This is a genomic window from Stieleria tagensis, from assembly GCF_024129865.1.
GTDB classification, from domain to species: Bacteria; Planctomycetota; Planctomycetia; order Pirellulales; family Pirellulaceae; genus Stieleria; species Stieleria tagensis.
In genome coordinates, this window is record NZ_JAMYFE010000102.1 from 57,215 (window position 1) to 80,763 (window position 23,549).

The 23,549-nt window shown below is 56.5% G+C and carries 12 protein-coding genes; 7 read left to right on the forward strand and 5 right to left on the reverse strand.

Annotated features, from left to right (window positions below; all coding sequences use genetic code 11):
- Window positions 1-39 precede the first annotated feature (39 nt).
- On the forward strand, window positions 40-9,825 hold the full coding sequence (locus tag NHH03_RS22345; protein ID WP_253159837.1) for a tetratricopeptide repeat protein: 9,786 nt from the start codon (window positions 40-42) through the stop codon (window positions 9,823-9,825).
- Window positions 9,825-11,072: a hypothetical protein gene (locus tag NHH03_RS22350; protein ID WP_253159839.1), complete on the forward strand. Its 1,248-nt coding sequence runs from the start codon at window positions 9,825-9,827 to the stop codon at window positions 11,070-11,072. Before NHH03_RS22345 ends, NHH03_RS22350 begins: the two co-directional genes overlap by 1 nt.
- 66 nt (window positions 11,073-11,138) lie before the next feature.
- Here the strand turns inward: NHH03_RS22350 and NHH03_RS22355 are convergent, their stop codons facing one another.
- The gene (locus NHH03_RS22355; protein ID WP_253159841.1) at window positions 11,139-11,840 is read right to left on the reverse strand and encodes a LuxR C-terminal-related transcriptional regulator; all 702 of its coding nucleotides are present in this window, start codon (window positions 11,838-11,840) and stop codon (window positions 11,139-11,141) included.
- 185 nt (window positions 11,841-12,025) lie between these two features.
- On the opposite strand from NHH03_RS22355, the gene NHH03_RS22360 reads away from it, so the two are divergent.
- A complete protein-coding gene (locus tag NHH03_RS22360) occupies window positions 12,026-13,273 on the forward strand; it encodes a cytochrome-c peroxidase (protein ID WP_253159842.1) in 1,248 nt (415 codons plus the stop codon).
- Here NHH03_RS22360 and truB read toward each other — a convergent pair.
- On the reverse strand, window positions 13,260-14,183 hold the full coding sequence (truB, locus tag NHH03_RS22365) for a tRNA pseudouridine(55) synthase TruB (RefSeq protein ID WP_253159844.1): 924 nt from the start codon (window positions 14,181-14,183) through the stop codon (window positions 13,260-13,262). The two genes, NHH03_RS22360 and truB, sit on opposite strands and share 14 nt — an antisense overlap.
- 21 nt (window positions 14,184-14,204) lie before the next feature.
- Here truB and NHH03_RS22370 point away from each other — a divergent pair, with 21 nt between their 5' ends.
- Window positions 14,205-14,732, forward strand: a complete 528-nt coding sequence (locus NHH03_RS22370; protein ID WP_253159847.1) for an NUDIX hydrolase — start codon at window positions 14,205-14,207, stop codon at window positions 14,730-14,732.
- A gap of 16 nt (window positions 14,733-14,748) precedes the next feature.
- On the opposite strand, the gene NHH03_RS22375 is transcribed toward NHH03_RS22370, so the two are convergent.
- Entirely contained in the window at window positions 14,749-15,768 is a 1,020-nt protein-coding gene (locus NHH03_RS22375) for a DUF3500 domain-containing protein (RefSeq protein WP_253159849.1), read from the reverse strand.
- Window positions 15,769-15,989: 221 nt separating this feature from the next.
- On the opposite strand from NHH03_RS22375, the gene NHH03_RS22380 reads away from it, so the two are divergent.
- The 3 genes from NHH03_RS22380 (at window position 15,990) to NHH03_RS22390 (ending at window position 19,396) form a co-directional block, all read left to right on the forward strand.
- Window positions 15,990-16,763, forward strand: coding sequence for an AraC family transcriptional regulator (locus NHH03_RS22380; protein ID WP_253159850.1), 774 nt, complete (start codon window positions 15,990-15,992; stop codon window positions 16,761-16,763).
- A gap of 75 nt (window positions 16,764-16,838) precedes the next feature.
- Window positions 16,839-18,476, forward strand: a complete 1,638-nt coding sequence (locus NHH03_RS22385) for a sulfatase family protein (RefSeq protein ID WP_253159852.1) — start codon at window positions 16,839-16,841, stop codon at window positions 18,474-18,476.
- An 80-nt stretch (window positions 18,477-18,556) separates the two neighbouring features.
- Window positions 18,557-19,396 carry a hypothetical protein gene (locus NHH03_RS22390; protein ID WP_253159854.1) on the forward strand — a complete coding sequence of 280 codons (840 nt, stop codon included), beginning with the start codon at window positions 18,557-18,559 and terminating at the stop codon, window positions 19,394-19,396.
- Between the two features lie 10 nt (window positions 19,397-19,406).
- Here NHH03_RS22390 and NHH03_RS22395 read toward each other — a convergent pair whose 3' ends face one another.
- On the reverse strand, window positions 19,407-21,572 hold the full coding sequence (locus NHH03_RS22395; protein ID WP_253159856.1) for an alpha-amylase/4-alpha-glucanotransferase domain-containing protein: 2,166 nt from the start codon (window positions 21,570-21,572) through the stop codon (window positions 19,407-19,409).
- A 353-nt stretch (window positions 21,573-21,925) separates the two neighbouring features.
- On the reverse strand, window positions 21,926-23,380 hold the full coding sequence (locus NHH03_RS22400; RefSeq protein WP_253159858.1) for a galactose-1-phosphate uridylyltransferase: 1,455 nt from the start codon (window positions 23,378-23,380) through the stop codon (window positions 21,926-21,928).
- Window positions 23,381-23,549 lie beyond the last annotated feature (169 nt).

The window sequence follows — 23,549 nt, forward strand, 5'->3', positions numbered from 1 at the left end:
TTTGGAACCGTCCACCTTGGACCATAAGGGGAAAGAAACGTGTTTCTTTCACAGAAGTCTTCACGACTGGCACAGATTTGTCTCGTCACACTGTTACTGGCCCAGTTGTACGGCGTCCCGTTGCCGGCCTGGGGCCAGGATTCCGCTGCTGACGAATCAGCGGCGATCGAGCGTGAACGGGTGATGGCGGATCGTTTTCTGCAAGTCTTGCAGCGGCGTCCTCGACCAGGAACGTCACTGGACCGCGTCTATGGGTTCCATGTTCAGAACGGTTCCTTGGACGAATTCATTGATTCGTTGGATGTCCCCGACGATGCCGAAGACGCCGGCCAACAGCGAATGATTCTGGGACTGTTGCAAACCCAGCGTGGGCAACAGGCGCTGGCGGCCGAGGCGTTTGCCAAAGCCGAACAGTTGCTGCCAGACGATTTTGCCGCCAGCTATTACTTGGGCCGCAGTTTGCTGGCCATCGGTCAAACTGAAAAAGCGGCCGCTGCGATCCAGCGGGCCGTCGACCGCAAACCGCCACGCAACGAAGCCTTGCCGGTGTTCACCGAACTCGGTCGCATCTACGGCCGTGCCGGGCAAGCTGAAAAAGCGCTGGCGGTTTGGAAACAACTCGAATCGCTGTTCCCAGGTGACTCGCGTGTGGGCGGCCAGATCGCGACCACATTGGCAGAAGAAGGCAATTTGGATGAAGCGCTGCGACGTTTCGAAGCGTTGGCCACGACCGCGCGGAAGGATGATGAAAAGATTGCCTTTGCCGTGCAAGCCGCCGAGATGCAGCGGCGATTGGGGCAAACCGAACAAGCCACCGCGGCGCTGGAAAAAATCCTTTCGCGCTTGCGTCCCGGCAGTTGGTTGTACAGCGATGTTCGCAATCGTATCGAAGACGGCTTTCTTAAATCGGGTGACTACGACGCACTGGCCGACTACTACAAACAGAAGCTGGCGGATTCCCCGGACGATTTGGCGTTGCAAGTCCGGCTGGGCCGCATCTTGGTTTCGGCGCGACGCTTGGACGAAGCCGCCAAGACGTTGCAGGGTGCCGTCGAAAAAGCACCGGATGACCCCGAGGTTCGATTGGCGCTGGTCGATGTGTTGGTCAGCAAAGGTGAGATGGCTGGTGCGGCGGAGCAATACAAACAATTGGCCGCTAACGACCCGAGCAACCCAGACTATCTGCTGCGGTGGGGCCAGATCTTGCTGGAGGACGAAAAACAACCGCTGGAGAATCGCCGCCAAGCCGCGGTCGATATCTGGAAACGGTTGGCAAAAAATCGATCCGAAGACGCGGTCACGCTGTCGCAAATCGCCGATCGGATGCGTGGGATCGACCGCAAGGAAGACGCGATTGCCTTGTATCGCCAAGCCATTGACGTCGACCCCGAATCGCCTCAGTACCGCGAGTACTTAGGTGAATACCTGCACCAGCTTGATCGCAAAGACGATGCGATCGAAGTTTGGCGATCCATGGCCGAAGGAGACCGGCGCAGTCGAGATTCGCTGGTCCGGTTGGCCGAGGTGTTTGGCACGTTTGACGAAAATCAAATGGCGTTGCAGGCTTGGAAAGACGCCTCGGAATTGGATCTGACCTTTGCCCAGGAATTGCGCTACGCCAAAGTGCTTCGCGAAGCCAAACAGTTTGATCAAGCGTTTGTGCGTCTCGATGCGGCAGGCTCGATCGCGGAAACACCGGACGAACAAGAACAACTGCTCAAAGACCGCATTGTCACGTATCAGCAGGCCGGTACGCTGGCCGAGCAAATCGCCGCGCGACAGGCCGCTGAACCGACAACCGAAAATTTGCGGCAGCTAGCGATGATGCATTCGGCCGCCGGTCAGTTGACCGAAGCCGCCGAGTCGATCGCCAAGGCACAGCAGCTGTCGCCTGAAGATGTGGATGTCTTGATCATCGCTGCGGAAATCCAGGAACGGCAAAACCGGTTCGCCGATGCTGCGGAAACCTTTGAGAAACTGGCGGCGGTCGACACGCGATTCCGCACCAACTATCTGGAACGCGTCGCCGACCTGCAAATGCGATTGGGGCAGGTCGATGAAGCCCTGTTGACTTGTGATTCATTGATCGACGCCAATCCCGCCAGCCCCGAATCCTATCAGTTTCTAGCGCGTCTGGCGTTTCGGGCTGGACGCGATGACCAAGGCTTCACAGCGCTGCGGCGGGCAATGAATGTCGCGCCACGTGATAACGGCCCGCGCAAGATGTTGGCATCTACGTTTGCCGATCGCTACCGAACCGAAGAGGCGATTGAGTTGTACTGGCAAGCGATGCGCTATGAAAACGAAACGGATGGCCGCATCGGGATGATCAAGCGTCTGGCGCCGCTGTATGAGCGCAAGGCTGAAATCGATGAATTGATTCGTCGGATCGACGAAATGGGACGCGAAGATGTGGACACACGAACCACGCAATTGATGACCGCCGCGGCCTATGAGGCGGTGCAAGACTATGGGGCGGCACGCTCGGCCATCGACCGCCTGCTGGCCAATCAGCCGCGCGACGTGACGTTGCTCGAGAGCATGGTCCGCTTGAGCGATCTGTCGGACGAAGTGTTGTTGGCTGCGGAGTTTCAGGAGCGGATTGTCGGGCTTGCCGACACCCCGGAAAACCGTTTCAAACTGGTCCAATTGCAACTCGATGCCGACCTGATCGACATCAAAACGGCGCTCAATCAACGGATCGCCCTGGCCAGCGATCCGCAGCGATTGGGGTTGATGATCCGATCCGCCACCGCCCGCGGTGATCACGAAGCAGGTATCGCGATCTGTGAAGAAGTTCTGCGCCGCGACCCCAGTTTGTGGGACATCAAACTGACTCTGGCTGAGTTGCTGTTGTACCAAACGGAAACTGATAGCGAAGCCGAAACCGACGGCGAACCGGCAGCGAAGGATGACAACCCGATTCCCGCGCCGCATCGTCGAGCGATGGAGCTGGCCGATGAAGTCCGCTCGATGGATGTTGCACTGGACGCGTTGCCACCGACGGCAAAAAAACCGACGGTGTCTTCCACGTCCAGCAATTCTCGACCGCCAAACTACTACACCAGTCCCCGGTATTGGTCGGTCAGTGGTTACGAACTTGCTCGCAACTACCGAGTCGGCCGCTACGCCAGCGCCAACTATGGTTATTCATCCTCGCAGGGAGGGCTGATCCAGCCACGGTCGTTTGGACATGCACGCGTGATCGCGGTCGCATTGGATATGGTCGCCATCTGCAAGGCCTATTCGCAGGATGAAGCGAATGAAAAGATTCAAACTGTGATCGAACAAAAGGCGAAGCTGCCGGAGGTCGACCAAATTCAGGACGCCAATCAGATTTGGGAATATCGCGCGCTCCAATCGACCGCCAGCTCATTGGCCCAGTACGGGACAAACAACACGGTCAGTCAACAGAATCGTGAACAAAATGAGCAACTCAATTGGCGTCTAGCCGAATTGGATCCGGAAAACGGGTCGGCATCACTCAAGTCGATGTTGATGCAAAAGGTCCGCAAGGCTGCAGTCGCAAAAAGCGATCCGCCGCCGTCCGACGACAAAGCGGATGATGAAAAGTCGTCCGACGATGATGCAATGACGTTGACGGACGACCAAGTCAAACTGCTGCTGTCGCTGTATGAACAAGCGGAGGTGGACGCCAAGGCCGACAAGAGCCAGCGAAACGCGGCGTCGTGGTCGAACCTGACGACCTATCGAGCCATTCTGGGCCACCACTTTCAATCGACGGGGCAAACCGAACGGGCAGCGGAATTTGAATTGGTTCCACCTGGCGAGGACGCTTCCCTGCGTGAACTGGTTTCCGCGATCAGTTTCTACCTGAGCCTGAATCAAATTGAGCAGTGTGATGCGTTGGTGCCTCGTTTGCTGCCGGCGGTTCGCAGCGATACCGACGGCAATGCCGCGGTCTCCAACAGCGCCTCCGGGATGGCTGGCGGTTGGTTGCGAACAGGGAAACAGGGGGAATCGTTTGTCGAGCAGCATCGTTTTGCAATTCTAGATGCGGTCTTGGCCGAAGCGATTCGAGCCAGTGCCAACCCCAAGTCGCGCAGTGGTGGCCTGTCCGACGGCACACTCAATACTTACGTGCAAAACGAGAACGGTTCGTTCTATTCGGTGACTGTGAAAGCGCCCCTGTCATCCGATTTGTTGACGCGTCAGGTCGTGACAGAATTGTCCAGCCTGATGCCGGTTGCCAGCGGCACCCGATCACCGCGTGAATTGAGTATCCCCGACGATGTGATCGCGCACCTGGATCAACCGCTCGAGGGTGCTCCGGCCTATGAACAGAAAACGCGTGCCATCTTGGCGGCGTTCGCCTACTGGTGGAACAAACTGCCTCAAAAAACCTATCAGCGAATCAATCAACTTTGCGAGCTGTATCCAGACGACGTTGATCTGAAAATTGAACAAGCCCGGCTTGCCAGCGAATTGGCCCAGCCGCGCGTGGCGTTGGAGAAACTCGACTCGTTTGATCCGCTGGACAGTCGGATGCTGGTTCGCAAAGAGATGGCGGCGATGAATTTGGCGTCACAGATCGGCGACGTCGAACGCGCCAAACAGGCGGCCGAGCGACTGTTCGGGTTGCGGATGGACACCGCGACTCAATTGGCGCTGGCCGACCAATTGCGGCGGTTGGGAATGAATTCCAAATCGGCCGCTGTGCTACGGCGATTGCGTGGCGGGCGAGCGCGTGATGAACGCACCGATTTGCAAATCGCGCAGTCGTTCATGAGTGCCGAGGACAAAGAGGCCGCTGCCGAAGTTGCCTACACGGTTTTGCGGCGGTTAAACAGTGGTCGCGGTAGCGCCAGTAATTCCGACTACTACCGCCGACAAGCCGTGTCGATCTTGCGCAGCGCCGGTCGATTGGACCCGTTGATCGAGCGTGCCAAGCGGCGTATCGAATCGTCACCATCGTCCGTTCGGGCACGTATCGAGCTAGCGGAACTGTACACCGCAGCCGGCCAACAGGAGGATGCGGAACAATTGTGGCAGGTCATTGCAAAATCCAAGCCCAATGACCCGCGACAATTGATCGCCCGAGCCACGGCGCTCAATAAAGCGAACAAGTACGACGAAGCGGCAGTGATGTACTTGGATGCCTTTGCCCAAGACCCGCAACTGTTCAATCAGCATTTCTACGAAATGACACGCGCGGTTCAGCAAAGCAAGGACAGCGACGCGATGTTCGAAAGACTGGTGAAAATCAGTCCGGATGCCATCCCCGGCTACCGCATGGACGAACTGTTTCGCATCGGCAGCCAAACAGACTATTCCGATGCCAAGCGAAAGTTCGTCAAGCATGCGCTCAAGAACACGCAATTGCAACAAGACTACTACCGCTACATCGACGACATCCCCGCTGCCGAACGCAAGAAGATTCCCGAGATTCGCAAGCTGATTCTGGATGCGATCTGTAGTAACGATGCGTTTTCGAAAACTTCCAGACTTTGGAATGTGACCAGCTACTCCAGCAACGGAACCGCAATGGGACCGCTGAAAGGAACGTTGGAATTACTGAAAACGGATACCAAGGGACGCGAACGTTTTCTGAAAGCTGTCGAGCGAGTGAAAGAGAAAAAGGAACTGGCTCAGACGGCGACGTTTCTGACCGCGATGATGGACGTCAGCGACGACGAGAAACGGCCCGCAGCGGTCGAACGTATCCGCGAATTGTTGCCATCGGCAAACGAAGCTAGCACGCAAGAATCGTCTGACTCTGACACCGTGCAAATCAGTAGCGGACTGCTGTGGCAGGGCGGTCAAATACTGGAAGAAATTCGCACCATCGATGACCGCTATCCGCTGCTGGTGTCTATCTATCGAACGTCCCAGCAAAGCGAAGGGCAAACCAACAACAATTTACAGTACACCGTCGGCTATCGGTTGGTCCAAGCCCTGTCCAACAATGATCAAAAATCAGAGGCCCGCGCGTTCCTGATGGATCAGTACAACCAAAATGATCACTCAGCCGACAATCAATACAACCCAGGCTATGGAGACTATCAAGAAATCCAGGTCAGCCAATCCATCGCAGCGATGTTGGACGAAATGGGTTTTCACATCGATTCGCTATTGATCTTGCAACGGTTGGCCGCTGACCCCGGCAAGTTTGCCAAAGCAAAACGGTGGGGCGGACAACGGATGACGCCGGCCGAGACGATCAAGAAAATTGAACAGGTGGCAAAGAAGATCGATTCAAAATCGTCGGCCGAGTACATCAAGATCTTGGCCGCCCATGTTGCCAGCAGTGACGACAATCCGGCGATCAAATTGCTAGAGATTCCGGTCGAAATGCTGTTCGATTCGCAGACCGAACCCGGCATCGAAATGGCGCTGCGTTCCGCTGCCGAAACCGAATCCGGGCGAGAATCGCTGCAGACGTTTGCCCAGCAATTGCAAACCGAATCTGAAAAACGCAGTGATGATTGGTCGATCCCCGCGACGCAAATTTTGTTGGCAATGCATACCGAGCAAGGTGACTTGGCGGCGCTGGCCAAGGAACTGAAAACGCGGCTTCCCGATGTGTCCAAAATCGCGGCTGCTGATGTGGCTGCCGCGGAAATGTATCGACCACTGACCGGATTATTCACGACCGCAAGTGTGGCTGCCAATAGCGATTTGGAAGCGGCGAAAGCGATCGCCCAGGATCTGGCGAGCTACTTGCAGGCAGTGGCTAAATCGTTGAACGATCCGGCACTGGACCTGGCTGCGGCGTCACTTAGCAACCAAGGTGGCGAATCGCTGCAGGCCTTCTTGGATCGAATCGAGAAATTGATCACGCCAGATGCATTGCTGCCTGCGGCACAGATCGATGCCTGTCTGCACATCGCCGGCATCGCAGCCCAAAATGGTCAGCTCGCCGTGTCGACACGAGCCTTGAAACTGGCACTGCAAAACGGACCGCCGCTACGACAGATCAGCACCGGTGGCGACGCGTTTGCGATCAACCAAAATCGATCCAGTTCGCCCGCGGACATGGACGATGGCTTGGAAGAATTGACAGAGGACGTGTTGAAGATCATCAATGACTACTCCAATGCGATCGGCCAGAAACTGGGCGCCAATGAACCGACCCCACCCCAGGACACACCGGATGCAGCCCCAAAGGCCACTGTCGATCAAGAAACCTTGCTGCAAATTCAGGACAGCCTGGCCGCGATTGTGATGCCCGCCAATCAACCGACGTCGGTCTATCCCTATGCCAAGCAAATCGTGTCGCGTCAAAACTATGACAACTTTTCCAACGCCACACAGTTCGAAATCGAGTCGGCGTCGGTGGCGCTGGGACGAATCGCAGCCCTAGCTGGTGGGAGCGACGAAGTGATCGATGCATTGCGATCGCGGTTGGAATCCGCGGCCGACAAAGCGACCGTTGCCGGGGCACTTGTGGATGTCGCACTGGCGGCGAACCAACCTGCCGCCATTGAAAGTGCCGTGGAGCAATTCGCAACCGCGCTGGACGGCGTGCTGCCAGCCGACGAGGGCCCCGAGACGACACCCGAATCGTTGCAGAGTATCACGTCACAGATGCAGCAGGATTCGTATCGTAAAAGCGAAACCATTGATTTGGTCGTCCGCACGATTTGGCCGCTGGTGGAATCAGATGACGAATCGTTGAAACCCGCACAGAATAGGGCAATCACTATTCTCTCGCGAACCGGGCGTCTGATCCAAACCGATAGCTACACCGCCAATCGTCACCGTGAGGTGTTGTCGCGGATTCGCAATCGACGGCTGAAATCCGCGGCGACCAACGGCAATCAAGACATTTTTAAAAGCTTGATTTCCACCGAGCTTGAATCGATCAAACAGCAATACATGAGCTACGACAGCGAACATCGCGATCGCTATAGCCGCCAAGCCCGTGAACGACTGTTGACGCAGTTGATCACCGATGGGCTGATGGAAAATTCGACCGGTTTCCTTCGCAAAATGATGTTGGAGGAAGAACGACCGAGCTATGAATCGAATGTTCAAGGGCTGGTTTGTTTGGAGACAGCCAAACTTTCGCCCCAAGAGCGATTCGACTATCTAAAGCGTTTGACGTTGGGCGAATCGGCCGACGATCCGATCGCGCACTGGAGCCGACTGGTTCGCTACAGCGACGTCCCAGCAATGGTGTCGCGACAAGTGCCGCGTCTGACCGAGATCCAATCGTTGCCGACTTGCAGCGCTGCGGTGCCGGTGGCCGATACGATTTTGATGCTGGCTGACGTGGCCGCTGAATTGGGTGAAACGGAGACCTTGGCCAAGTTCTTTTCCGATCGCAGCACAGGCAAGGGGGATGAAGCGGATGTGGTTGCGTCGATCGTCCGTTTGGCCGCCATCGAAGGCAAAGAGAGTGGTCTAAAATGGCTGTACCCAACACTCGGTGCCCTCGCCAAGCATCTGGCAGCAACCAAACCGGATAAACAGGATCCCAAGCTGGTGTTTCCGGATCTAGCCTTGTTCTTGGCCGCACGCGCGGTCGACGCGGGCATTCCCAAAGCGAACGTCAATTGGCTGCTACAGGAATTGCGAATGCATGCCCTGCGTGGCCAATACAATGAAATGGCATCGTTGGTTTCACGTGTTCGCGCGGCCGCCGAGATCGGCAACCTGGCTGGTGCAAGCAGCGATTCGCCGCTGCGGCATTTCCTTTCTGTTTCGATTCCGTCCCGGTTGAAACCTGACTCTGCGAATCTGGCGCCGCTCTACGCGATCAATTCCGAGGGCGTGATCACTGGCACTAGCGGCGACGACACCTCGCTGTTGATGTTTCGGTACCCCGTGACAGGTGACTTTACGTTCTCGATTCAGACGGGCGAAAAAGGCAACAGCGATGTCGATGTGTCCTACGGCGGTGTGATGTACTCTGCCCTGGGATGGACACAAAAAGCAAAACTCAACGCGCTCGGCAGTAACTACAACAGTGAATTCCCGCTCTCGAATATCAAACGCGGCGAAAGCAATCTGGAGTCGCTTCAGATTTCGCCTCAGCAAACCGAAGCCAGTTGCAATGGCGTGGTCTATGCGACCGACAAGACCGTAGGGTCCTTTCCTTGGGTTGCCGTTGCCTACCTGGCACAACACACCGTGGAGGTCCGTGAGTTGATCCTGAAGGGTGAACTGACGATTCCCGACGAATTGAATTTGATCGATCCGACGATGCGCGGTTGGGCTTCGTTTTCGTACAGCAATGCCGCCATCGATCCACTGTTGCCGATCGGACCAAAGCAAGAGAATGCCGAACAGGTCAAAGCAAACCGTGAGAAACACCTTCAGCAGGCTGCCGAGGGCTCGCTCAACAATGCGTGGTATGTCAAAGACGGCGAATTGATCTATCGTCATTCCCAATCGAGTAATCACTACGACTCGGGCACACAGTTGCAATACTTGCGTCCGTTGTTGGATGGCGAGTCGATTGAACTTTCGTTTTGGTGGGACGATACATCCGCCATCCATCCGACGCTGGGACGCACGGTGTTGGAACTCAGCGAGCTTGGTATGACTCCTATTTGGAGCGTTCTGCCGAATGACATGGCGTCGGTGGGATACGTTGCCGCAACGCAACTCGAGCCGCCGGTGACTCCGATCGCCACGGACAATGTGCCGATCGTCGACGCTTGGAATCTGATTCGGATGACACGCAACGGAGATCAGGTCGTCGTGACGCTCAACGACAATCCATTGACCGAAATTCCCGTCACCGAATCGGCCCGCCCCGGGTTCTCGCGAAAGCAGAATCAGAGCGCCAAGATCCGTTGGATCAAGTTGACCGGTGATTGGCCGTCGGAATTGCCAAATGATTTGCTGGCCCGCTAATGGAATCGGAAATATCTGATCCGTTGGATCGCAGCAGTGGATCGCGGTTTGCGCGGGTCTGGTCCATTGGCGCTGGCGTGTTGGTACTGGTCACCCTGCCGTTGTGGGTGACGTTACCGGCATGGGACGTGGGGTACCCGCGCGTCAGCTGGTTGCCTTGGTCGCCGGTCGCGGGCGTCGCTCTGGTCGCTGACAGCATGGCGTTGATCGTCAGCCTGGCGTCGCTCGCTGCGATCGCAATCGGGGTGCAGCGCCGCTGGTTGTGGTGGTTGGTGGCCGCTGGACTGGCCGCGTCGGTGCTGTTGGACCAACACCGCCTACAGCCCTGGGCCTATCAAACGATTCTGTACGGCATCGTGATGGGTGGGCTGGGCTGGCGCTCGGCGCGACCGTGGATCATGGCGATCGCGATCAGCGTCTATTTTTATAGTGCCAGTGGGAAGATTGATTTCCAGTTTGTCCACACCGTTGGCAATCAAATGATCCATGCACTGGCCGTCCCGGTGGGCGGCGTCAGCGATGCGCTGGCGACCCGATTGGCATTTGTGTTGCCGATCAGCGAACTGTTGGTTGCGCTGTTGTTGATGCTGCCGCTGACCCGGAAACTGGCCGGTTGTGGCGCGATTGCGATGCATGTCACTCTGGTCGCGATTTTGGGACCGTGGGCGCTCGACCACAGTTGGGGTGTGCTGGCCTGGAACATATTGTTGGCGGCCCAGAGTTGGGTGCTATTCGTCCGACCCGATGTTGCGTCAATCAACGCACCGACAGCACCGTCGACGGCGGGTCCGACCGTGCGGCCGGCGGGGTTTCGCTGGGCCATTGCAGCGACTGTGTTGTTTGCGTTGCTCGCGCCGCTGGGCGAACGATTTGGCTATTGGGATCACTGGACATCCTGGGCGCTCTATTCACCGCACAATAGTCGGGCCGAAATCGAAATCCATCAGTCGGCGATCGACCGTTTACCGCCACAGGCCAAGCCGTTCCTAGGCGAAGATGCGGATGCCGACCGCTGGCACGCATTGGATGCGGAACAGTGGTCGTTGCAATGGCGACTGGCGCCGATCTATCCGCAAGCCCGCTATCAGCTGGAACTGGCCCTTGCACTCGCCGAGCAGGCCGAGTTGCAGAGAGCGATCCGTGTGGAGGTCAAAGGTGTTTCGGATCGTTGGAGCGGGAAACGCAAGCAGTCTTACTTGATCGGGGAAGAAGAGTTGCGGAGGGCTGTTGGTGGGTTTTGGTTGTGACCGGTGGAAGGGCACGCCAGGTTTCACCTGGCCTACTGCTGCCGCCAGGTTTCACCTGGCCTACTGTTACATTGCCGCGGCGGCGACGGCCAAGTGCGAGTTGCGCGCGGATTGCCACTGTGCATCGGCGGCTGAAAGGGTCCAGGTGTGTAACATTCGACGTTCCACCAATTTGGAAACCAGTTCAGGCGTGGTTGCCGCATCCAGATGTTTCATGATCGAAGCGCGACGACGCTCGACCGTACGATCTGAGATGTCTAATTCTTGAGCGATGTCACGATTCATTTTACCTTCCAGAATGCGATTGGCGATTTCACGCTCCTGGCTGGTCATTTGACGTGCGGCATGATCTAGTTGTTGCAACCGCTCCATCAGATGGGTATGCGTTTGCACGCTTTCGGTGACATCGCGTGCAATGTTATGACGTCGTACGACCGGACCACCTTCGGTGTCGGCCACGCCGACGGTGTGAACCAACAGAATGCGGCGCTCGCCGCTGCTGTCTTTTACACTACGCAGTGCTGTAATCGAGCGGCCGTCGCTTAGGTCAGCCTGTTGGCACTCTGGAATATCATCGTTTAATGGGTCGCCTTCGCACAGAAAATGGTGATAAGACAAACCAGTGACCGTACTCGGGTCGTAGCCCAGGATCTTTTGGATCGATGGGCTAACGAATGTCACTTCGCTGGCGTCTCGGTTGGAAAAGAAAAAATACGGATCGACGAAGTCGGTTGCCCGTGGCAGATCCAGTGTTGAATCAAGCGTCACTTGACGGTCTCCAAATAAATTTTGAATCAGGGATGCCATACAATGCACGGCCATCAGGCAATCCGTTCGCCAGCGGACACCCGTCAAACTGACGGGTTGTTTGATCGGCACTCTGGATGCCGATCCCCTCTACAGTTAAATGCGTTGTCGCCTACACGACTCCGCGGCATTCGGAAGAAGATTTGATGGATTTCAATCAAAACTCTATTTTTAGCTTGATTTTGGCCGTTTTTTGGGGCGTGAGCGGCCTTTCCCATGCTCAGACCGATGTCAGTTTGGCCAATTCCAGTGTACGAACGCCGGAAAGTGGCCCCCGCCAGATTCAATTGCCGGACGAACCCTTCCGCTACCGTTTGGAATCGTTTCCCGTCACTGTCACCGCTGTGATGACAGCACTGGACAACACGCCCAGTGACAATCCGATCACCGACCACGGCGCAACCCTGGGACGCGTCTTGTTTTACGACCGGTCGTTGTCGGTCAATGGCACGGTATCGTGTGCCAGCTGCCACGACCAGAAACACGCCTTTAGCGATCCCCGCGCCAGCAGCCTTGGATTTGATGGCCAGTCGTTGGCCCGAAATTCAATGAGTCTGGTGAACCTGCGTTTTTATCGCCGCGGTCGATTCTTTTGGGATGAACGCGCCGCCAGCTTGGAAGACCAGGTTTTAATGCCGATTGAAAACCGACTCGAAATGGGGCATGACCTGGATCAATTGGTGCCGCAGCTGCAACAGGATCCGATCTACCCACCCCTGTTTCGCAACGCGTTCAACGATCCGAAAGTCACCGAGCAACGGATCGCCAAAGCGCTGGCTCAATTTGTGCGTTCGATCGTCTCATTCAATTCTCGCTACGACATCGGGCTGGCGCAAACCCAATCGCCACTGGAACCGTTTCCCAATTTCACCGAGCAGGAAAATTTGGGAAAGCAACAATTCTTTGGCCGCGCCCTGTGCGCCGAGTGTCATCTTCCAGGCTATCGAAATGAACCGTTCAGTTCAGACAGGACAAATTTTCCCTCGTCCCAATGGCTGGTCTTTCAATTGCGTCAGCCCACCAACAACGGCATCGATAGCGGTGCGGCAGACGATGATTTTGGTGTCGCTACCCATTCGGGTAACGCGCGCGACCGAGGGTTGTTCAAAGCATCGACGCTGCGCAACATCGATTTGACGGGACCCTACATGCATGACGGTCGATTCGAGACGATCGATCAAGTCATTGAGCACTACAATTGGAGTGTGCGCCCGCAAGAGAATCTGGATGAGCGGTTACGCGATTTTGCCGCCAATGGTTTGGCGTTGCCGGAAGTGCCCAAGGTTGCCTTGGCAAAATTCTTGTCCACGTTGACTGACGAAAGCTTGTTGACCGATCCGAAGTACTCCGACCCGTTTGTCGAGCAGCCCCAGCAAGTGGCTACGTCTGATTGATTGATGAAGCAGGGTTTCCGCCTGCATCAGGAAAGACCCGCTTGGGGTACCAGCAGCCGTTTTTTTGAACCAGGATCGCTTTCAAATTTCCCTGCGGGGTCAGCGCTGCGATCTCAAGCGGCTGCGGATCCGGACCTGGCGTCGGCTGCCGCGATGGGGACAGCCCCAGTCCATTGGTCAAGCGAACGCATTCTTCCGCATCGACAGAGAGCGAGGTCATGTGAGACACGCCCAGTGCCGCCGGCATCAACATCGATTCAATCTCGTTTTCGCGAATCTGGTCGATTGTAATCGAATCGGCTAACTCAAATTCACCCACGCGCGTTCGCGTCAACGCCGTCATGACTGCGACCGTGCCCACCGCCTGGGCCAAATCCATTCCCAAGGTACGGATGTAGGTGCCGGTTCCACAGACGATTTCCAACGATAGATCCGGGTACTGGTATTCCAGCACCTTGATCGAATCGATCTGGACCTGCCGCGCCGGCATTTCGACCGTCTGGCCTTGGCGGGCCATTCGATACGCCCGTTTCCCATCCACTTTGATTGCCGAGTAGGCCGGCGGCACCTGTTCGATCGAACCGATCAAAGTTTGACAGGCGGCGGCGAGTTGTTCTGTGGTGGGGATCGGGTGATCCGAATACACCGTTGGCTCGAATTCCATGTCGCCGGTGGGACTTTCCGCTGCCAATCGAAAATTGCCGCGATAACACTTGTCCGCTTCGTGGACATAGGGGACCAGTTTCGCCGCCGGGCCGACACCGACCAACAGCACGCCGTCGGCCAGCGGGTCCAAGGTCCCGCAGTGTCCGATTTTGACACGTTGCCCGCGCAGCTGACCTTGGATGACATTGACGACATCTCGAGAGGAGAATCCAATTGGTTTGTGACAGTTAAGGAATCCGAACATGTTTCCAGCGAGCGAGTATTGATGAGCCCCGAAAGTGATCCGAATGAACCACTGTTGTTGCAGGGAGCCCGGTTCAACGTTCACCGAATGACGTTGACCGGTGACGATGGCCAACAATACCAGCGTGAAGTGATCCGTCACCCCGGGGCAGTGGTTTTGCTGCCGATTTTAGACGACGGCCGCGTGGTGATGATCGAAAACACGCGGCCGACGGTCGGCGAGACGCTGCTGGAATTGCCTGCCGGGACACGCGAACCCAACGAAGACGCCGCGGTGACGGCGTCGCGTGAATTGATCGAAGAAACCGGATACAGCGCCAGCTCATTCGAGTTGATGCACCAGTTCTACTCGGCACCCGGTATCTGTGACGAACTGATGCACCTGTACCGAGCGACGGGATTGGTCGCCGGCGACCCCCAACGCGAAGCAACCGAAGCGATCATCAATCGCATTGCCACTCGCCAGGAGATCGTTCAGTGGATCGGCAGTGGAAAAATCCGCGACGCCAAAACCTTGGTGGGGCTGTACGCATTTTTAACGTCCGCATAGAACCCCGTTTCCGCGATTAGGGTTCTAGGTCGAAGTCCCCGGTCAGGTCTCGCCAGACGCAATGGATGTGGTTGGCGGGGTTGCCAGCCGCGTCGGCTTGCGTGTTGACGAATTCGATCAGGAAACTTTTGCCACGGACACGGTAGTAGTGTCCGATACCCGGTTTGGTCGCACCGGCCCAGCCGAATTGGATGCTGTCCCAACCATCGTTGTCGACGATTTGACGTCGGCTTTCAGCAACCGGGGTGGCAACCGCATCGATGTAGGTGTTGACCAGTTTCTTCAGCAGCGCTTGCCCGTCTTCACTTAGATCACTCAGAGCGATGCCGACGGGGTCTTCGGTTTCGACTTGGGGAGTCCCGGCAAAGCGAATTTCTTCTAACGCTTCGTCGGCAAAAATGGCTTGCTTGCGTTGGTCGTCGGTCATTGCATCGATCAATTCAAACGCCAGCTGTTCTTCGTCACGCAACACGCGAGTGCCTTTGCCGAGCGGCCCCGAGACGTCGGCTTTGACAATGGCCGGGTTGGCGGCGAAAAATTGCGGCGTGCTGTCGACCAATTCGCCGTCGCGGAAACTGAAATTCATCGACAGGTGGTGCCCTTCGAAACTCAGGCCCCACCGGCCTTCGTCACCCGGGGTTCCAAAAATCGTCACAAAGTACTTGTGGGGGTCGCGTTCCCAGGTCCGGCCATCGCCTTCCAGCTGACGCAGAACGCCTTCGAGCAGCATGATTCGGCTGGCTTTGCTATAGCCGGCTTCGCTAAGGGCCGAACGCAACAATCGCAGCGCAGCAACACGCTGAGCGGGGTTCATTTCCCGCAGCACCAATCCCTTGCGGGTTTTTTTGGGGATGAAGTGCCAATCGACGCGTTTCTCGCTGTCGAAAGGCATCATCGCGACGGCTTTCTGTTTTTCATCCAATTGATCCAGAAAACTGTTGGCGAACAGGGCGGCATGCGCGCCCGGCCCGTCGGCGACTTTCAGTCCAATTGCGACTAGACAGGTCAGGGCCAATGTGGCGGTGAGAATTCGCATTGAAAGCAGCTCAACATTGTGAAAGGGAGGGGGTCACGATTTAGAATCGGCGGGGCAGAAAGTTTACATCGAAACGCGGTCACTGTGGGAGCGGTCGCGACAGGACGGCAACGTCGGCCGCAGCATTATTCGCCCAGTTTGGTTGCATTGATCGACAGATTGGCCGACGATATTAGATTCCCCCCCTCTCCGTTCATAGCGAATAGTGTCGGTTCAATACGATGATTCTGAGTCCCTCTGGTAAGGCGTGGCAGCTGCAAAATGATTTTTTCCAAGAGATGGGCGGTCGTCAACAATTCCAGCAGCTGTTCGCGCACATTCCCGACGTGTACTTTTTTTTCAAAGACCGCGAAAGTCGAATGATGGGGGTCAGCGTCGCGATCCTCAAGCGGCTCGGTGCCTCCAGCGAGGAAGAGATTGTTGGCTCAACCGACTACGATCACTTCCCGTCTCAATTGGCCGATGAATTTGTACGTGACGACAAAGCCGTGATGGACTCTGGTCGGCCGCTGATCAATCGTGTCGAGATTTGGTACACCGAACATCGACTGCTGGATTGGTTTGTCACCACCAAGCTGCCGATCCGCAATTTGCAGGGCGAGGTGATTGGGTTGATGGGGACGGTCCGCGATTACAACGGTGCCCGCGCCGAGATCCAAGCGTACTCGCAGATCGACGACATCTTGAAACACATTCACGACCATCTCGATCGGAAAATTGGCGTCAGTGAATTGGCGACCATCGCCGGTGTTTCGCCACGGCAATTGCACCGCCGATTTGTCGAACTATTCGGGATGAATGTGCAAGAGTTTTTGGCCAAGACGCGGATCAAAGCGGCCAGTGATGCTCTGGTCAATACCGAATTGAGCGTTGGTGATATCTCGATCAAGTTCGGGTTTTGTGACCAGAGCGCGTTCACACAGCAGTTCAAAAAACACCTCGGTGAAACACCACTCAAATTCCGCAAGCGGCACCGCATCCTGCCACGCATCTAACAACGACTGTGCCAATTGTTCTGCTTTAAACTGCGCGTTGATTTTTGTCTCTCCCAACCACTAAGGCCTGCCACCGTGCCAACGTATTGTCATTTCCGTCGAGTCGTGTTGGTGTTTTGTTGCGTCTGGCTTTCTTCGGCAACCTTGTCCACCGCGGTCGCACAATCTGGATCGCTGAAGCGACCAAACATTCTGATCGCGATCTCAGACGACCAGTCTTACCCACACGCATCGGCCTATGGGGATGCGGCAAGTCGCACACCGAATTTTGATCGTGTGGCAAAGTCCGGCGTCTTGTTTCACAACGCGTTCACGCCGGCACCCGGTTGTAGCCCGATGCGAGCAGCGTTTTTGACTGGCCGCGAAATTTGGCAGCTGCGTGAAGCCGGGACGCATGCGAGTTACTTTCCAACGGACTTGCCGGTCTACACCCAACAGTTGGATGCGGCGGGTTACCACGTCGGGATGACCGGCAAGGGATGGGCGCCGGGCAAGGCCGAGGGTTGGCCACACAATCCGGCCGGTCAGGACTATGGCAAACGCAAACAGAAATCGCCCCCAGGCATTTCGTCCAACGACTATGCTGCCAACTTTGATGATTTCCTAGACGCTCGTGATGACGACCAACCGTTTTGTTTCTGGTTCGGCGCCTCGGAGCCGCACCGTGTGTTTGGTCGCGGATTGGGGGCGAAAAACGGAATCGACCCCGATCAAGTCAGCGTCCCAGAATTCCTGCCCGATTCGCCCACCGTACGCAGCGATATCGCGGACTATCTGTTTGAAATCGAGTGGTTTGACAATCATCTGGGGCGGATGCTCGATCGCCTGCAACGCGAGGGTGAACTGGAAAATACATTGGTGGTCGTGACCAGTGACAACGGGATGTCTTTCCCACGAGCCAAAGCCAACTTGTATGAATATGGGGTTCACATGCCACTGGCAATTGCCTGGCCGCAGCGAATTCCTGGCGGCAAACAGAGCGATGACTTGGTCAGCCTGATCGACGTGACGAAAACGATTTTTGCCGCCGCCGCGGTCCAGCCGCAGCAGGCCGACCAAATGCCAGGGCACAACTTGCTGCCACGTCTGAGCGATCAGGCCGGCAAGACACCGCCGGTGCGTCAGGCTGTCTACAGCGGGCGCGAGCGACACTCGTCGTCACGCTACCACACACTCGGTTATCCCGGCCGATGCATTCGTACCGACACACATTTGTATATTCGCAATTTTGCTCCCGAGCGTTACCCGGCCGGTGCACCGCAGAAATACGACTCGGCCGATTTCGACGACTCCGCCCAACTTGTCGAATCAACACTCGGTCCGGTTGACGGTGGCTATCACGATATCGATGCCTGTCCGACGCTTGACTGGATGATCGAAAACAAAGCGGATCCACAGATCAATCGATTGCTGGAGTTGGCTGTCGGGATGCGACCGGCGCAAGAGTTGTATGACATCCGCGTCGACCCGGCCTGTCTCAATAACTTGGCCGACGATCCAGGTTCCCGTTCGCTATGTGATCAGCTGGATTCGCAGTTGCAGTCCTATCTGCGTCAAACAGAGGATGTTCGGGTCACCGATCCGGCCAATGCAGACGTCTGGGAAACCTATCCCCGTGTCAGTGGACTGCGGTGGTTCCCGATCCCACAATGGGCGATCGACCAGCCCGACAAAGTCCCCCGCCAGACGTGGCTGGAAGAACGACGGCCGTGAATGGGATTGGGTTCGTTGCGATTCACCGAGTTTCCTTGCGGGTACTCGACACCACTCGTTCTATTCTCTACAGAGAACTCATGATGTCGATTCGAATTGGTTTACGAGGTACCCCATCTGGCTTTGGAAGCCGGCTGCTTGGCTCGGTGGTGATCGTCTTTATACTGGGGGCATCGGTCTGCAATGCCCAGCAATCCGACTCGGCTGCGAAACCGCAGGGGAAAACCAAACTGGAGGTGGACATTGATCGTAGTTTGGAGCGCTATTCGGTTTACGTTGATGGCGACACCCAGGCGATGAAGCCGGTGAAGGTATTGACCTGGAACAATCCATTGGCGGGCGGAGTTGGCAAGTTTCGCACGGTGCTGTATCTCAAAGACGGTCAACCCAAAGCAGTATGCTGTATCTGGCCTGGACCGAATAAGAAGCTGTACCACGAATTCGGGACGCTGACGCGATCGCCGATTGTCGGAAAATTGGATGGCAAGCCGTCGTGGGAAATGGGCGTGGATTTAATCCAGTTCCACCCGGTTCCCGAAAGCGATCCCCCTAGCACCGATCGACGCCGTCGCTTGCTGCAAATGAAGGACTTGATTCGTCGCTTCACAGCCGTCGAAACTCTCAGTCGAAAAGGCGAGGCGACGCGTGAGCAATTACGACTTTTGCCAACGCCTTTGTATCGATACGAAAAGGCATCCGAACAAATCACTGACGGCGCTGTATTTTGTTTCGCCCACACGACCGATCCTGAAGCACTGGTGCTGCTGGAAGCGGTCCCGGCGGATGGTGAGTTGCGATGGCAATACACGTTTATCCGCAGAACCACGCTGCCGGTAACCGGATACCTGGATGGGAACGATGTCTGGAGCACCGATCGGGCCGGGCTTGCATCGTTCAACCAGTTGCCGATGTCGCGCTAGGAATCGATTCCTAGAGCTGGATCACTTGTTGCTCGTTGATGGTTTCGGCGTTCTGTTCACAGTTGGCGGCCAGTTCGATGGTCACGTGCCAGCGGCCTTCGGCATCGCCGCGGACCAACCAGTGGGGATGCACGCATACGCTTTGATGCACCAGTTCGAAACCGGCTTCGCTCTGGCTGACCGTTTCGATCGGGAAGGCCCAAATACCGCTCGGACGATCGAGTGAGAGCACCACGTCGATCCCCAACCAGCGATCGGATAGCGAGAGTTGTTTGGCGTCATGCAGATCCAGTTTTTCGCCCAACTGTCCCAGACGCTGGTCGTTCTGGTCGGTGAAGTAGCGATCGTCGGCACCGGAGGGCAGACCGGCGAAATTCATTTCGATACCGAAGTGTAGCTCTCGATCGGTCGGCAGATTTTCCAGCAAGTAAGTGATCTCCAACGATTGACTGCCAGCGACCATCGTCACCGCTTTGGTCAACACGATCGGGATGCCCCAGGCATTGCCTTCGCGTCGCATTTGCACTTGGACACGATCGCTTCCACGTCGCAGTTTGGCTTCGAAGGGTAGTTCGACGAAATCGCCACGTTCCATTGCCTCGCCACGTGAAACCGTTTCCAGCGTTGCATCGTTGTCATAGAAGTGATCCATCAAGCTCTTGCGAGCATAGCGATCATACTGCAATCGCTTGTCCAAATCGGCTTGTTTGAACACGACACGGTCATGAATGCTGGCGACTGATTCGCCGGCGGCACTGGGGCCGGAGAGGACTTTTTGGTGATAGCTTTCGGGGCGTCGCTGCAAGGTCGCAAGCAGGTTGTGACTGATGTCGCGGACATCCAGTTCATAGATGCGACCGCCGCGCCCGGGGGCGACCCAGGCACAGAGTTTCTCATTGCTTAAACGGACTTCTTGCAGTCCGTCAAAGTCATAGTCGTCGGCGGTCGCTTGCACGGCTTCGGACAGTTCGCCGGTCAACCCGCTCAACAAATTGTCGGCCGTGATCAAATGTTGGTAGACGGCGTTTCGCAAATGCGGCAGATAGATCCCGCCAAAAGCGCCATGCCAGTAGGGGCAGTTGCACTGTCCACGATACAGATGGTCGCGAATGACGGCCAATTGGCCAGGGTCGACGCCAGCCGATTCGGCATCGGCCAGGCGGCGACTGACATGCATCATCCGCGCGTACATCTCGTTGGTTTCTTCGTACTTCGTTTTGAAGTTACGCCAATATCCGCCACGTAAGAACGTCTTTAGATCGTCCCAGTAAGGCTCTGATTCTAGTTCGTGCGTCAGGTCGTCCAGCTTGATTTGAGCTTCGGTCGGTAGTGACCACTCGGTCATTTCACGATAGCTGCAATCGGGCAAGTAGACCTTGCCAGCCGGCGCGGTGCGATTGATCGCATCGCCCAACGTGACGCAGTGCAACCAAGACGCATTCTCGGTCAGCGCATCGAACAGTGATTTCAGCCAACCGTCATCGTAGACGTGTTGTTTGGTATCCGGCCAAGTTCCAAATTTTTCGCCATCATCACCGAAAGTCAGCACAGCGCCGGGATGTTTTTCAGCGATGGAGCGACAGTGGTCGATGGTTGCCGCGACGGGCTGGAACGGAATCGTGTAACGCAGGTGTTCCGAGCCGGGGAAAATCCGCAGCAATCGGCCTTGGTCTTCGGTGATGAAGTACCCGGTCAATTCGTCTTCGGGCACACCGGCAGCACGGAAGTGATAATCATCCAACACCGTGTAACTGATGCCGGCATCGGCAACGTCACTGGTCAGCCCCGATTCCCAAACGCGTTCCGGTGTCCACATCCCGCGAGGACGCACGCCCAAGTTGCGTTCCAGCCATTGGCCGTAGGTTTCAATTTGGCCGACACGATCGCGCGACGGCAGCATCGTCATGATCGGTTCGTATTGGGGACCACCAACGATCTCGATGCGACCGGATTCGACCAGCAATCGCAACCGATCCAAGTATTCGGGATGCCGCTCGGCGATCCACATCATCAGCGGACCGGACGTGTGCAGCGAGATTTGCAGCTGATCGTAGGGCTCGAAAACGTCCAGGAAAGGCAGGTAGCTATCCTGGTAAGCCTGTTCAAACACACCGTCAAAGTTGCCGATCGGTTGGTGGTTGTGCAGAACCAAGCAGAGATGGACGTGTGCAGGCATGTTCGGTGGTGCTGAAAGCGTGGATAGAAGGCAAAAAGCAGGACACGGAAACTACGAATCGACAATTCATGGCCCGGCCCCCGCGCAAGCGAACTGGATTGTAGGGAACCGCCAACAAATTCCGTATGGCCGGCTTGGCACGAATATTTCGGATGTCGGAAAATCAGCCGGTGAGATGTCGCAAGGTTTCCCGACGCCGACTTTTTCGCCTAACCGTCAAAAGCCGCCCAGGATCCAGTATCGGCGACCGCCGGGGGCAAAACCTAAGTCATTTTACCGAAAACCAGATTCTTGTTTTCAGTCGCGGCCCCGCTTTGCAAGACGTTGATTCCACGACCGCAACTGCGGGGGGATCAGCGAATCGCCAGAACGTTGCGAGGATCGGATTGCCGAGCGACTTGGCGATACTGTTCCGCCGCAACCTCTGGCAGCATGGAATTGATCATACAGTCGCTGCTCCATTCGAATCCGGCGACTTTGTTCAAGCGCGGGAATACGTCCAGCGACCATTGGAATGATTCGGGTTGCTTGCTGCCCGGCGGGCAGGTGTGCAGCATGTAGTTGAATGCTTTGCCGGGAAACGCGCGATTAACCCAGCTAAGCACGCGCCACAACAGGCTGGACAAGTGGTCCAGTGAAGCATCGGAGAGCCGTTCAAAGTGGGGTTGATGGGCGATCGACGTGATTCGAATCAGGCCGGCAAAGCGACTGGCAAAGGGGCAGAATGCAACCAGGGAATCGGTTTGACCAATGATCCGCTTCTTTTCCGCCAATTCAGCACGCAGTAGGTCACAGCCCAATGAACAACCGGTTCGAGCACGGTGTGCTTCGGTTCGCGCCAACAGGCTGGCGACGCGATGCGGCATGATGCTGGTTGCAACCAATTGGCTATGGCTATGACGCAGCGACGCGCCGGCTTCGAGTCCCGAATTTTTGAACACGCTGATGTATTCAATTCCGGGGATGTCACGCCAGTGTCGAATGCGATCGCGATAGGCCAGTAACGCTAAGAAGATTGATGACGAATCCAGTTGCAGCATCGATTCGGCGTGGTGGGACGATTCGATCACCACTTCGTGACCTCCGACCACGTCGGCGATGGGAAACAATGTCTGCCGATTGTCGCGGGTTTCGTTGCGGTCGCTGCAGGGGCTGACGGCGGGGAATTTATTGGGGACGACGCGAACGTCCCAGTTGTCTTGTCCGCCGTGGACGATCTCGGCTGCGGGGCGTGCGAACCGGGCCATCGAATCACCGGAGGTCTCAGCGGTCAATTCGCCCAGTCGAGCCGACCAGACGGCATCGGGGGTTTGCTGTTCCGATCCGCAACAAAACGGACAGGCCGGATCGATTGCCAAATGATCGGCGGTGCATGCGGTGCGTTGCGATTCCAGACGGGATTCGAGTTGAGTCTCCAGCGGAGCGTACTCGTTGGGGCGTTGTTCACGCAGCGAGGCGAAAATCGTCCAGTCACCGGTCAACAGGTCGCGTCGCGAGTGAGACGTTGTGGCGTCACCGCGATAGGCCGTCAGTTCTTGATTTTGATTGGCGTCGATCGCGGCCCGGTTTCGCTGGGGGCGATTGCGTCGGACACGGCGAGCGTGAATTCCGACAGCGGTCTGATTGCCGGGCTGATCGGACGCTCGGTTCGGCCAGATCGCTTCTGTTTCGCCGGCCGACGACATCAACGTGTCGTTCTCTGCGGCGGGCGTGGCCGATCGGTACTCCGATACGGCTTCTTTGATTTGCTGGGCCGCAGACGCGACGGCCGGTTGTACCTTCAATCGTGAGTCATTTTCAGACGACATTCGGATAGCAAGTGGGTTAGGTTGGGATGGAAGGACGCCTGACCGAAGAACCCACCTCGATTTTCAGTGCATCGTCCTTTCGTCCCCGTGCTGGCGTCCTATCACAACTGACGGGGGACCGACTCCCTACAACTCTAACGTTTTCTCAGCAATTAAAAGGCGCTTCTCC

What these genes read in the sequence shown, in the direction of transcription:
- NHH03_RS22370 (WP_253159847.1), top strand. Translation starts at nt 14,205, where the DNA reads ATGAGCCCCGAAAGTGATCCGAATGAACCACTGTTGTTGCAGGGAGCC.
- NHH03_RS22380 (WP_253159850.1), top strand. Translation starts at nt 15,990, where the DNA reads ATGATTCTGAGTCCCTCTGGTAAGGCGTGGCAGCTGCAAAATGATTTT.
- NHH03_RS22375 (WP_253159849.1), bottom strand. Translation starts at nt 15,768, where the DNA reads ATGCGAATTCTCACCGCCACATTGGCCCTGACCTGTCTAGTCGCAATT.
- NHH03_RS22390 (WP_253159854.1), top strand. Translation starts at nt 18,557, where the DNA reads ATGATGTCGATTCGAATTGGTTTACGAGGTACCCCATCTGGCTTTGGA.
- NHH03_RS22360 (WP_253159842.1), top strand. Translation starts at nt 12,026, where the DNA reads ATGGATTTCAATCAAAACTCTATTTTTAGCTTGATTTTGGCCGTTTTT.
- NHH03_RS22400 (WP_253159858.1), bottom strand. Translation starts at nt 23,380, where the DNA reads ATGTCGTCTGAAAATGACTCACGATTGAAGGTACAACCGGCCGTCGCG.
- truB (WP_253159844.1), bottom strand. Translation starts at nt 14,183, where the DNA reads ATGTTCGGATTCCTTAACTGTCACAAACCAATTGGATTCTCCTCTCGA.
- NHH03_RS22350 (WP_253159839.1), top strand. Translation starts at nt 9,825, where the DNA reads ATGGAATCGGAAATATCTGATCCGTTGGATCGCAGCAGTGGATCGCGG.
- NHH03_RS22395 (WP_253159856.1), bottom strand. Translation starts at nt 21,572, where the DNA reads ATGCCTGCACACGTCCATCTCTGCTTGGTTCTGCACAACCACCAACCG.